Annotated in this window: 13 protein-coding genes; 8 read left to right on the plus strand and 5 right to left on the minus strand. The window is 40.0% G+C overall.

From position 1 onward, the window contains the following. Window positions 1-46: 46 nt before the first annotated feature. Window positions 47-511, minus strand: coding sequence for a pyrophosphohydrolase domain-containing protein (locus FBD94_RS19375; protein WP_136881420.1), 465 nt, complete (start codon window positions 509-511; stop codon window positions 47-49). Between the two features lie 395 nt (window positions 512-906). Here FBD94_RS19375 and FBD94_RS19380 point away from each other — a divergent pair, with 395 nt between their 5' ends. From FBD94_RS19380 to FBD94_RS19415, 8 genes are all read left to right on the plus strand, one after another. Beyond that, entirely contained in the window at window positions 907-1,608 is a 702-nt protein-coding gene (locus FBD94_RS19380) for a DUF4397 domain-containing protein (protein WP_136881421.1), read from the plus strand. A 147-nt stretch (window positions 1,609-1,755) separates the two neighbouring features. After that, the gene (locus FBD94_RS19385; RefSeq protein ID WP_136881422.1) at window positions 1,756-2,346 is read left to right on the plus strand and encodes an RNA polymerase sigma factor; all 591 of its coding nucleotides are present in this window, start codon (window positions 1,756-1,758) and stop codon (window positions 2,344-2,346) included. Further along, window positions 2,343-3,656: a hypothetical protein gene (locus tag FBD94_RS19390; RefSeq protein WP_136881423.1), complete on the plus strand. Its 1,314-nt coding sequence runs from the start codon at window positions 2,343-2,345 to the stop codon at window positions 3,654-3,656. Before FBD94_RS19385 ends, FBD94_RS19390 begins: the two co-directional genes overlap by 4 nt. A gap of 103 nt (window positions 3,657-3,759) precedes the next feature. Continuing rightward, window positions 3,760-4,359 carry a TlpA family protein disulfide reductase gene (locus tag FBD94_RS19395; protein WP_235884570.1) on the plus strand — a complete coding sequence of 200 codons (600 nt, stop codon included), beginning with the start codon at window positions 3,760-3,762 and terminating at the stop codon, window positions 4,357-4,359. A gap of 137 nt (window positions 4,360-4,496) precedes the next feature. Next, window positions 4,497-4,895, plus strand: a complete 399-nt coding sequence (locus FBD94_RS19400) for a hypothetical protein (protein ID WP_131610193.1) — start codon at window positions 4,497-4,499, stop codon at window positions 4,893-4,895. Between the two features lie 32 nt (window positions 4,896-4,927). Then, window positions 4,928-5,521 (plus strand): penicillin-binding protein activator LpoB, encoded by a 594-nt coding sequence (locus FBD94_RS19405; protein ID WP_131610192.1) that lies wholly within the window; start codon window positions 4,928-4,930, stop codon window positions 5,519-5,521. A gap of 26 nt (window positions 5,522-5,547) precedes the next feature. Continuing rightward, the gene (locus FBD94_RS19410; protein WP_136881424.1) at window positions 5,548-6,981 is read left to right on the plus strand and encodes a COG3014 family protein; all 1,434 of its coding nucleotides are present in this window, start codon (window positions 5,548-5,550) and stop codon (window positions 6,979-6,981) included. 31 nt (window positions 6,982-7,012) lie between these two features. Further along, on the plus strand, window positions 7,013-7,276 hold the full coding sequence (locus FBD94_RS19415) for a hypothetical protein (RefSeq protein WP_131610190.1): 264 nt from the start codon (window positions 7,013-7,015) through the stop codon (window positions 7,274-7,276). On the opposite strand, the gene FBD94_RS19420 is transcribed toward FBD94_RS19415, so the two are convergent. The 4 genes from FBD94_RS19420 to FBD94_RS19440 form a co-directional block, all read right to left on the minus strand. Further along, window positions 7,273-8,811 (minus strand): YifB family Mg chelatase-like AAA ATPase, encoded by a 1,539-nt coding sequence (locus FBD94_RS19420; protein ID WP_136881425.1) that lies wholly within the window; start codon window positions 8,809-8,811, stop codon window positions 7,273-7,275. The two genes, FBD94_RS19415 and FBD94_RS19420, sit on opposite strands and share 4 nt — an antisense overlap. Before the next feature lie 75 nt (window positions 8,812-8,886). Beyond that, entirely contained in the window at window positions 8,887-10,221 is a 1,335-nt protein-coding gene (ffh, locus tag FBD94_RS19425) for a signal recognition particle protein (RefSeq protein ID WP_131610123.1), read from the minus strand. An 83-nt stretch (window positions 10,222-10,304) separates the two neighbouring features. Continuing rightward, complete coding sequence (locus FBD94_RS19430) at window positions 10,305-11,342, minus strand: DUF3078 domain-containing protein (RefSeq protein ID WP_131610122.1); 1,038 nt, start codon at window positions 11,340-11,342, stop codon at window positions 10,305-10,307. 403 nt (window positions 11,343-11,745) lie between these two features. Further along, a complete protein-coding gene (locus FBD94_RS19440; protein WP_131610120.1) occupies window positions 11,746-12,498 on the minus strand; it encodes a hypothetical protein in 753 nt (250 codons plus the stop codon). Window positions 12,499-12,530: the final 32 nt, after the last annotated feature.

Consider the following 12,530-nt stretch of genomic DNA (forward strand, 5'->3'; position numbering starts at 1 on the left):
GTGTGTTGAAATAAAAGTTTAGCAGAGGCTGCCCTCTGCTAAATACTTAAAGTATACTTTGCAGATCTGCAGGAGAATAATTGATAGATTTTAAGGTTTTATTGTCGTTAGACCTGTAAACCAAAAATAAAGAATCCTCTTCTTTATGATAAGCATCGCACTGCTGAGTTATTCTGTAATGTTGTATCGTTTGATTGGCTTCTTCTTCTGATTTGCAGGCTTTGCTCATGTTAGAGCGGTGCACCTCATCAAAAAGACTTTTGAATTTATCACCTAGTCCAAATTCTAAGATGGCACCTGCCAGTACATATTGTAGGTCGCATAAGGCATCAGCCACTTCTACAAAGTCGTTGGTTTCAATGGCGTGTTTCAATTCGTTAAGTTCTTCGGCCAGTAAGGAAACCCTTAAGTTAGCCCTTTCTCTAGATGGAATGCCTGGAGTTTCTTTTATTGGATGCTTAAATGTTTTATGAAACTCTGCTACCTGGTTTAATGAATTTGCTTCCTGCATGTTTTTAATGGATTTTTGTAATTTAAATCTACACTTATTTATTCCTGGCCAAAATTAATGTAATAAAATTAAAGTTGGTCGACCTCCGCAAATATTCCGGTCAGTTTTGGGGGCTTAATCAGATCTCTTAATTACTGGAGCGTTGTCGGGGTGTTGGTTAGGCCTTTCTGGGGTTAAAGCCCCAGAAAGGCCTCGTTAATGCGTTAAGCGATTTCCATCATCCGATCATAAATTTTGTGAACTCATAAAAAAGCACTCCCCGTTGTAGCGTTTTTCAAGTCAGCCTCGTTTTAGTAGGAAAAACAGTTAATGGCCATTAACCTGTTGTTTTACAAAAAATAAAAATGAAGACTTCAGATAAGAGGACTTCGAAACCCTTTAAAAAGTAAATGATTATGAAAAAAGTAAATAGTTTCAAAACGATATTTAAAGCCTTTATTGCCTTACTTACTGTATCTGTAGTTTTTGTAGCTTGCTCAAAAGACAGATATGAGACTGTTCAAGTGGCAGGTCTTTCTATGATTAATGCCTTTGCTGCACCAGACCCTTTAGATTTTTATGTCGATCAAACAAGAGTGAATGATACGGCATTCAAATTCAATAGTAAAATTGATTATAAAAACTTATTTCCAGGAAACAGAGCGCTAAGCATAGCTAAAAGAGGATCAAATAAAGCTTTGGCTTCTGAGCGTTTTAACTTGGTTTCGGGCCAGGGATACTCTATTTTTGTATTGGATACCGTGAATACGAACACTAAAAAATACCTTTTAACTCAGGATGATTTAAGCGCGCCTGCTGCTGATAAAGCAAAAGTTCGTTTCATCAATTTAAGTAAAGATGCACCTGCATTAAGTCTTAGAATTAATGGGAAAGATGCTGATTTGTTTACAAACAAAGCGTTTTATGAGTATACAACCTTTACTTCAATAGATCCAGGTGAAAGCGTAACCTTTAACATAACAGGTACAGCTGCTCAAACAACGCTGCCAAATGTTAAAATAGAGAAAGGTAAAATCTATACCATTTATGCAAAAGGGACTTCAACTGCAACGATAGACAGTTTGAAATTAGGAGCTGCAATTTACACACACAAATAATAGCTGCTTATATTAGGGGTTGTTCAAAAGAACAGCCTCTAATAAAAGAATGAAACAATGTTGAAGATGACAAGTTGATCTTGTCCTGAAAAAAAGGCGTATATTAATGGAAAACGTATAAACTAACCCCTAACTGCTTAAGAAAGGATGCTCAAGTTTGAGGACGCTATAACAGGGTGTTTAAGGAATGACAATAAGAGTAAAGAGATGGTGTATAAATCATTCTACGGCTATTTAATGGGCGTAACTTTACGTTATGTTGAGGATCGAAATGACGCGGAAGAGTTGGTTAATGATAGTTTTATAAAGGTTTTTAAGAATATAGGTCAGTTTAGTGCCCCAAAATATAATGACCAGGTGAAAAAAGCCTTTAAAGGCTGGATAGCTAGAATTTCATCCCGAACGGCTATCGATTTTTTACGGAGTAAAAGGACTTTTTTATACGTAGATGATATTACTGAAGAGCAGCAACCGCTTACTGAACTAAATGCAGTATCGCAGTTAAATGTGCAGGATATTATGAAGCTATTGAATAAGCTGCCGGAAACACATAAATTGATTTTTAATATGTACGAAATTGAAGGCTTTTCGCATGAAGAGATTTCAAAAATGCTAAACATCCCCGAAAGCTCATGCAGGGTTTATTTAACAAGAGCAAAGAACAAGTTGAGAGAACTGTATAGAAACTCCCTGATGGATTCATATGAACCGACAACACAAAATATCCGAAAAATATGAAACGGGCAGATGACGAGCTGTTTGCTCACATAAAGGAAAGTTTGACGGAGCACGAGGAGGTTTATGTTCCCGGTGCATGGGAGCGTTTTGAGAAAAAAGAAGGCAAAAGAGCTGGCTGGGCATGGCTGACAAGCTTAAGTGCTGCCGCGGCCGTACTTTTAATTGGCTTCGTTGTATTTTATTCCAATAATAAAATATTAGTGACCCAACCTGTACAAGATCAGGCAAAAGTTGAAACAGCTAAACAAAGTACAGCTGTATTACCGAAGGAAGCATTAGAAGCGATCCCACAGCGCACTATAACAGAAAATTTAAATACTAAGGTTGCAGAGAATGTTGGCGTAGTTGCACAAAGAAAGAATAATCTGGTGGCAAATAGCCCTTTAATTGTCGCTGTTCAACCTGATAAGCCAGTTCAGCAAGCTGCTGTTTCAAACGAACAGCCTTTTGTTGTGCAAGCACAAAATAATGTAGTAAATGCCAAGCCAACAAACCTTGTTAAGAAAAATGATGTGATCTCGGCAGCGGTGGATTCTGGTAGCATCGCTAAAGTTCTGGTAAAAGAAAATACGCCGGTTACAGAGGGTAAAACGCGCAGTTTTCAGGACTTTCTTGATGCTGAGGTAAAAGCGAGTAGCAATGCGCTCGCATCGGCAAAGCCAAGTGCTAAAAAGGCAGATAAATGGGAAATGGGACTAGTTGTTGCCCCTTCTATTGGTAACAGTAAAAAGTTAAATATGGGCTATGGGCTAAGCTTAGGCTACGCATTATCCGATAAAGTTTCCATTAGCTCTGGCGTATCTTATAATGAAATGGGGGCTTCAAAAAGCATGACCGGTGGAGGAAATACTTATGATTCGCCAACTACTAGCGCTATGGTTAGCAATACCCAAAGCTTGCAGTCTGTTGATGCCAACGTGATAGGGATCGATATTCCTCTTGGAATTAAGTATAACCTCAGCAAAAAGTTTTATACCAATGTTGGTGTATCGGCTTTCGCTGTTTTAAGCCAGAAGCAAAACAATAACTACCTGAAAGGGTCTCTTGAATATGCGGTTCAGGATGCATCAAATACCTTGGCCCTAAAAACTGTTTTTACAACAAAATCGGTTTCTGAGCCGGTACCATCTGCCGAGTTGCCAAACGATAAATATTTAGGGTTTTACAATATTTCCTTCGGCTTTAAACAGAAATTGTCTGGCAGTAAATCATTTGCTGTTGAACCCTTTATGAAGCTGCCGATGAAAGAGTTTACAAAAGATAACCTGAACCTTATTGGTACAGGGCTTCGGTTGAAGTTTGATTTCTAGCGCCCCTAGATATAGGATTAACAATCAAATGTCAAAAGCTTCCCTATCTAGGCTTGTTGAACAACGAATCTCGTAGCTTTACGGGAAAGCGCTCTACGGATAGATGATGAAGAAGATTTTTAATAAAAAGAATATTGTAAACGGACTGTTCCTTGGCTTTTTTCTGGTACTTATTTTTGTGCCTGCAGCAAAAGCTTTAATGATTCGTGGTTTGATGTCAGTTGGGCTTTTTAGTCCATCTGTGGAGAGCTCTAAGGAAAATGCGGCTCCAGAAGCTGTAGCTGACCTAGGAGGTATTAGTTTTAAAGATCAATCAGGTCGTATCGTTGATTTGGGAAGTCTAAAAGGGAAAGTTATTTTTCTGAACTTCTGGGCTACCTGGTGTCCACCATGCCTGGCCGAAATGCCTTCTGTAAATAAGTTGTATGAGCAGTTTAAGGATGATAAAGACGTTGTCTTTATCATGGTAGATGCGGACAGTGATTTTGCAAAATCGCAAAAGTATATGGATGGAAAGGAGTATAAAATGCCAGTATATCATGTCGCCAGTAACATTCCAGAGCAGATTTTTAAAGGCTCATTGCCTACGACTGTAGTTTTTGATAAGCAAGGGCGCATTTCTTACAATGAGGCGGGTGCAGCAAATTATGCCAGTCAAAAATTTATTGACTTCATAAAAAAGTTAAAGGAAAGTAACAATTAGCCCAAATTAAGGTCTTAAGGTTAAAATAAGTTAAATGATTACAGGACGTTAAAAATTCTGTAAATTTATAGAGCATTAAACAAAGAACCGGTTAATCTGGGAGGATCTATGCCGGGGCTTATTAAAAATATATACGGATGAAAAGCAATTTGATTTTTGTATGGAGTTGTATCGTAGGAGTGGCCTACGCAACGGGCGGTTATGCGCAAAAAGTCGATCCAATAAAGGATCAGAATCCCAGGCATCAGGAAAGCAGAGCTAAATATATTGAGCTGGCAGATTCTTTGAATCGTGATCAGGGATCAACAGCTCAAAAGACCTATAAAGCTTACGATTGGTACGAGGCACGTGAAGAGAAAAGGAAGCTAAGAAGAGAACGTAATTTTCAGTTAAACCTTAACGGCGGGTATTATTACGGTAGTCCATACTTTTATCCTTCAATCAGCTATGGCAATTATGGCTTTGGCGGCCGATTTGGTTATGGCGCTCATGTCGGTTTTGGTTTTGGCAACAGCAGACCGTGGTACGGATGGTAAACAGCATATTTAAAAACTTTATATTCAAAAAAATGCAGGTAAAAAAGATAATGACTATTGCGGCTATTGCCGTTTCGGGAATGATAATCACTTCTTGTTCACGACAAGTAACACGCGTAAGCACCGATCAGGCGATTGATGTAAGTGGCAATTGGAACAATACCGATTCCAGACTTGTTGCCGAAGAGATGACACAGACAATTTTGGGGGGTAAGTGGCTATCCACTCACCTGGAAGAGAAACAAGGCAAAAGACCTGTGGTTATTGTTGGTGTTATGCAAAACAAAAGTCACGAACATATTGATGCCGAAACCTTTGTTAAAGATGTAGAGCAGTCTTTTATTAAAAGTGAGCGTGTACGTTTAGTACAAGGCGGTAAAAAAAGAGAAGAGTTACGTGGGGAGAAAGCAGACCAGCAAGACAATGCAACGATCTCTACGATGAAGAAATTCGGATTAGAAAATGGAGCGGATTATATCCTTCAGGGATCGATCAATTCTATCGTAGATTCGCATAAACGTAAAAAAGTAGTGTATTACCAGGTGAATTTAGAGCTTACTGATATTCAGACCAACGAAGTCGTTTGGATTGGAGATAAGAAAATAGCTAAATACGTTAAAAATTAGTCGGCATTACACCGACTAAATACAATATGACACATATCCGCAGGAATATCTTTAAAGCATCATTTTTTTTAGGGGTGATGCTTTTTCTTTTCGGCTGTTCCAGCTACAACGACATGATTGCGTCTTATTATAAGCAAATCTCTGCAGGTAATTATGCCGAAGCAGTGAAAGAGTTGGATAAGAACAAGCTGTTACAAAAGCCACGGAACAAGCTCCTTTTTTTAATGGAGAAGGGGAAAGCTAGTCACCTTGCTGGCGATTATGAAAGTAGCAACCAATATTTTAATGAAGCCGATCAGCTCCTGGAGAATGGAATTGGCGGGGCTATGGATGCAGTAGTGGGAACATTGGTAAACCCAATGACACAAAGCTATAAGGGCGAGGATTTTGAGAAGTTTATGATTCATTATTATAAAGCCTTAAACTATGTGTACTTGAATAAAACGGAAGACGCCATAGTGGAGGCCAGACGGATCAGCCTGCAATCACAGCAGCAAGGCGATAAGTTTAACGATAAAGATAGCCGCTATTCAAAAGATGCCTTCTCTCTAATGCTTCAGGGATTGATTTATGAAAGCGATAGGGATGTAAACAATGCTTTTATTGCTTATAGAAATGCCGTAGAGGTGTACTTGAAAAGTGAAAATCAGACCTACTATGGTACAAAAATGCCGGATGAACTTAAGCGGGATGTATTGAGAACGGCCTATTTGAATGGCTTTACTTCCGAACTGGGACGCTTTGAAGGTCTATTTGGTATGAAATACGAATCTAAGGCTGCACTTGAAGGTGGAGAGGTCGTTTTCTTTTGGGAGAATGGCCTTGCACCAGTAAAACAACAGGAAGAATTCTTCTTTTCTTTAGTTAAGGGCAGCTCTGGCGATTTGTTTTTTACCAACCTTGGAGGGTCGATCATTATACCCTTTAATTATGGCTATAGCGATGGTAATTTTAACCTGAATGGTGTAGAGAGCTTAAGAGCCACCTATCCAAAATATGTTGCCCGAGCGCCATATTATAATTCGGCCACTTTAAGCAATGGTGCACAAACCGTTTCATTTGAAAAGGCTGAAGACATAAATGAGCTCGCTTTTAAAACCTTGAGTCAGCGTTTTATGAAAGAGATGGGGAAGGTCTTGACTAGGTTGGCAGTTAAAAAGGGTGCGGAATATGTGCTTAGGCAAAGTTCAAAAGGATCAGGTAAAGATGGTAAGGACAACTCTTTGTTAGAAGGACTGGGCTTTGGGATGCAGTTGTATAGTTTGCTTTCAGAAAAAGCGGATACGCGAAATTGGCAATCTTTACCTGCTAATATTAGTTATACACGCATACCTTTGCAGAAAGGAAACAATACCATCACCCTGAGTTTAAAAAGCGCATCGGGGACTGAAGAATCGAAAACAATAGAAATTACAGGAACTGGAAGGCTACAGTTTTATAACTACTCAACTTTACGCTAACCGTTTCATACAATTAACAATAGAATACAATATGCAACCATTTGACATTACAATAGGGACAATAGATTATGCTGTATTTCCTGAAGGGGAAGATACTTACGTTATTTTTAAAGACGGAAAGGAATACGTGCACATTCAAAAAGATACGGAAGAGCAATGGTTAAAGCTCGATGAGGTGACGGCTTTGCCTTTATTTGAAACCAACGAGGAGATCAACGCCATTGGCCGTGCGATTGTGGCGCATGTACCGGAAGAAGAGGATGAGGACGAAACTGAGGAAGATCTTTTAGATTAACCCGACCAACTATCCCTGTCAAGACTGCGGTAATGTATTGCCTCTGCCAGATGCTCTAGTTTAATGTCCTTACTTTCCGCAAGGTCGGCAATGGTTCTGGATACTTTTAAAATACGATCATAAGCGCGGGCCGAAAGGCCGAGCTTTTCCATCGCTTTTTTAATTAAACCTTGCCCAGCATCATTTATTTTGCAAACGGTTCGAACCATATTGGGGCTCATTTGTGCGTTGTAGTATAAGTTTTGACTGGTACTGAAGCGGGTATCCTGAATAGCCCGAGCCTTAATCACCCTTTCTCTAATGGTGGCACTCTTTTCTGTTTCGAAAGCAGAAGTTAGCTCGTTGAAATTTACAGGCGTTACTTCTACATGCAAATCGATGCGGTCTAATAAAGGGCCAGATATTTTGCTGAGGTATTTTTGAACGACGCCAGCACCGCAAATGCATTCCTTTTCAGGATGGTTAAAAAAGCCACATGGACAAGGATTCATTGAGGCAATTAGCATAAAGCTAGCTGGATACTCAACGCTCAAACGTGATCGTGAAATGGTTACTGAACGATCTTCGAGCGGTTGGCGCATTACTTCGAGCACGCTGCGCTTAAACTCTGGTAATTCATCTAAAAATAACACACCATTGTGCGCAAGGGAGATTTCCCCAGGTTGTGGGTTTGCACCGCCTCCTACCAAAGCCATGTCCGAAATGGTGTGATGGGGGCTACGATAGGGGCGCTCTGTCATTAGTGATTCGGCAGCATTCAGCTTTCCAGCTACCGAATGTATTTTGGTGGTCTCTAAAGCTTCCTGAAGGTTTAAGGGCGGTAAAATGGTGGGCAGGCGCTTAGCTAGCATGGTTTTTCCGGCTCCAGGTGGGCCAATAAGGATCAGGTTGTGTCCGCCTGCAGCAGCAATTTCCAATGCTCTTTTTATATTTTCCTGACCCTTTACGTCCGAAAAATCCTGCTCGTAATTGCTTACATTATTGTAAAATTCATCTCTGGTATTGACAATAACAGGTTCAGGCTGTGCTGTGCCGTTAAAAAAAGCGACAACTTCGCTTAGGTTGCACATGCCATATACCAGGAGTTCAGTTACGATTGCAGCCTCTCTGGAATTGTCTTTTGGGAGTATAAAACCTTTAAAGCCTGCAGTTCGGGCCTGGATGGATATGGGTAATGCACCTTTTATAGGTTGTAAGCCGCCGTCTAAGGACAGTTCACCCATAATAAAGTATTTATCTAACGCTGCGCTTTCTATTTGCCCTGAGGCCGCCAAAATGCCCATGGCAATTGGAAGGTCGTAAGCAGAGCCTTCTTTGCGAATGTCGGCTGGGGCCAGATTAATGACAATCTTTTGTCGGGGCATTTTAAGTCCAGCCGATTGGATGGCACTTTCAATCCTTCTCAGGCTTTCTTTGATGGCGTTATCGGGCAAACCAACAATGTGGTATCTGTTGCCCCCGCCTATACTTACTTCGATGGTAATGGTTAAAGCATTTACGCCAAAGACGGCGCTGCCATATGTTTTTATCAGCATAGATTCACACTTAGATGTCCTAAGTGTGAATCTATACTGATTAGATGTTCGGTTGGTTAAGAAAAACCGAATTTTTTATCTCTGCGGCATTTTAGGCATATTCTTCATCATCCTGGCAGCTGTAGCCGGGTTAGAGAACTGCTTCATTACCTTACGCATATCTTCAAACTGCTTGATGAGTTTGGTAACCTCTTCAATTTTATTTCCAGAACCTTTAGCGATGCGCAAGCGCCTGCTTTGTTGGATACTATCTGGGTTTTCACGCTCAAATTTGGTCATGGATTGAATAATGGCCTCTACATTTTTAAAGGCATCATCCTCAATTTCAACGTTCTTCATCATTTTTCCAACACCAGGTATCATGCCCATCAGGTCTTTCATGTTACCCATTTTTTTAATCTGCTGGATCTGATTGTAGAAGTCGTTAAAATCAAACTTGTTCTTACGGATCTTTTTCTGAAGTTCTGCGGCTTCTTTTTCGTCAAACTGCTCTTGTGCACGTTCAACCAATGAAACCACGTCACCCATCCCTAAAATACGTGAAGCCATCCTTTCTGGATAGAACACATCAAGGGCTTCCATCTTTTCGCCAGTACCGATAAATTTGATCGGTTTGTTGACTACAGATTTAATGGAAAGGGCAGCACCACCACGTGTATCACCATCTAATTTGGTTAATACAACACCGGTAAAGTCTAGCCTATCGTTAAATGCTTTTGCTGTGTTAACCGCATCCTGTCCGGTCATGGCATCCACAACAAATAGGATTTCGTGGGGTTTCGTATTTTCTTTTACAGCAGCGATCTCGTCCATCATCTGCTCGTCTATTGCTAAACGGCCTGCTGTATCTATAATGATTACATTATTTTGCTGTTTTTTACCTTCAGCAATACCTTCCAAGGCAATCGCAACCGGATCTTTAGATGCCGTATTTGCATATACTGGAACGCCGATCTGCTCACCTAGTATTTGTAGCTGATCTACCGCTGCCGGTCTGTAAACGTCACCCGCTACCAATAAAGGTTTTTTGCCTTTGCTTTTAAGGTAGTTGGCTAGTTTTCCGGTAAAAGTAGTTTTACCCGCACCGTTTAAACCTGCAATTAATATAATGGTGGGGTTTGCTTTTAAGTCTAATTCAGTAACCTCACCACCCATTAAGGCAGTCAGTTCATCATTCATTACCTTGGTCAGCAACTGACCAGGAGAAACAGCTGTAAGTACATTTAAGCCTAAAGCTTTTTCTTTTACCTCATCGGTAAAGGTTTTTGCCGTTTTATAGTTTACGTCGGCATCTAATAAAGCCTTACGGATCTCTTTCATGGTCTCGGCCACGTTGATTTCTGTAATGCTTCCCTGTCCTTTTAAGACCTTAAACGCACGATCTAGCTTATCCTGTAAATTTTCAAACATTGTCTTTAATGCTTAGTGTTCAATTTTTTGTAGCCTCAAAGGTATTAATTTTGAAGGAAAGAGTAATGGTTAATTAAAAAGTATTAACGAGGGAAGTAGAATGATACACCAAGTGAGAGTGCCTGGCTCCATTGTATATTCTTATCGTTGTCTTTGTCAAATAAACCCACGCAGGTTAATGAAACGTTCATCAGCCGGTTTAATTTGGAGGTTATGGAGGCATCCAAACGGTGGTCAATTTGATTTAAAGCCCTGTCGTAAGGAATAAACATCTGATACCTTGCTTTAAGCACGGTATTGGTAATTACTTCTTTTTCGAAATTACTTACGATCTGGAAGGCCAGTTCATTTTTAAATTTCTTACCAAAGTCAACGCCATATTTTGTAGCCGCCTTTTTATCTTTCGCCCTGTTATTTGGATCATTCGGATCCTTTGTGATGTAAACGCCTGTATCTAATACAAATGTTTGTCGCGCACTACCTGTACCAATCCTGGTGGAGAAATATTTATTGGGTTTGTACTCAAAACCGAAAGATTCAGTCAGGTAACCCGGTGCCATGAATTTTGAAATTAGGTTTGGAAACTCGTTCCCATCAGAATTCTTGCTATAAGAAAAGCCCGAATCGAACTGTGACTCAAAGTTGATCGAACCGAAGAAGTACCAGTTTTTAGACAACTGCAATGCGGCTTTATTGTCCCAGAAAATCCGATCTCGGGTTTTCTTTTGCAACTGATCTTTGTTTTTAACCTTCCCATATTCCAAAATTACCTCACTTACGTAACTATAGCTTTCTTTGCTGTATTCCGCTTTATAATTTACAATACCGCCCACAGCAAGGGAATTTACACCCCCACCTTTCCAGTTGTTGGAAAATGTAGCCTGGTTCACGTTAATACCTACAGAAGTTTTAGTTTTCCAGTAATTTACCCGGGCATCTACCACGATAGGGTTTAACTCTACAGGCTTAAAAGGGATTGTTCCGGTTCTCGACGGCAGTGGACTGCGCTTTAATTTAATATCAAGCCCTTTGGTGTTAATTGGGATGGTGTCGATCTCCTGAGCATACAGGTTTGCAGTACCGCTAAAAACAAGAAGTAGGGAGGCATAAAAAATCTTCATTGTTACAAAGAAAAACAAAAAAGTGACGGATTAAAAGTTTAATAGTAAACTAATTGGATAAATCCGGCAAAAATGCTGGTCTTTCAGAGATATCTGAGCCAGGAGAAAAACTTTCTTTGCTTCAAATAATTTAGGTCCTGCTGGGCAGCATAAGCTTCCTTTTCAAAAATGATATTGAAATAGGCTTGATAATGGTTTTTGTACTTGATGAGCAAAACAAGGTAGTTCAGCAGGTATAATAAATAAAAAGGGAATATCAGGAGTTCCAGTTGCTGCCGTAAGTGTATTCGCTCATGGTTTATCAGAACAGCGTCGTTTTTTTGCCCCTTGTTCTTTAACAGAATAAAAGGGAAGATTGCCATGGCATGGGCGGGTATTTTTGCAACAACTAGGAAGAGCGGTTTCAAAACGTTTCAATGGTTATTTTGGGCAGTGTGGGTAGTCGGAATGCCGCAGGATTACGTTTGTAATTTGCATAATTGTTCTTTAGATAAACTACAAAAGCATAATCTGAAGCTGTTAAAACAAAATCATAGGACGGGCGGTATTGCAACATAAAATCTTCTGCTTCGTAATCACCAATTTGTAAAACACGCTTTACGTAGTCGGGTTTAAACCTATAGTCAACAATGGCCTCTCGGTAATCTCTTTCCAATATTTTTTGCAGGTGTCGGGCATTCTTTCCTTGACGGCTAAGTAGATTATAAATGGCATCTATACCCAATCCGGCACCACCAAGGCCCAGATTAAGCAGATCTTTTGCCTTCCCTTTGTCCAGCGCGTATTTATATTCCTTTAAGGATTTCTCATGAAGTTCCTTTGGGGTGTACTTATTGCCTACAATCGAGACTTCGCGAAGTGAAATACCCAAAGGTTTCAATTGGAAATAAAAGGCCTTTTGAGTGTTTATGACAACGGTATCTAAAGCGTATCCCTGTAAAACAGCGAATAGTGTATCGCCGGGTTTAGCTTTAATGGTAAATTCTCCTTTCGGGGTATTGTAAATGCCTTCATCATTGGCAGAATTGTAGATGTAAACTTTTGCCAGCCTAAGCTTGGAATCCTTGTCTATTACAAAGCCCTGCACCGACGTTTGTTGGGCAAAAGCTTTAAATGTTAAACAGTAAAAAAGGAGCACAAGGCTATAAAACTTCATTTAATACAAAAATACAAGATAATGATAGCGGT

Origin of the sequence: Pedobacter hiemivivus, assembly GCF_005144565.1 — a bacterium.
Taxonomy (GTDB): domain Bacteria; phylum Bacteroidota; class Bacteroidia; order Sphingobacteriales; family Sphingobacteriaceae; genus Pedobacter; species Pedobacter hiemivivus.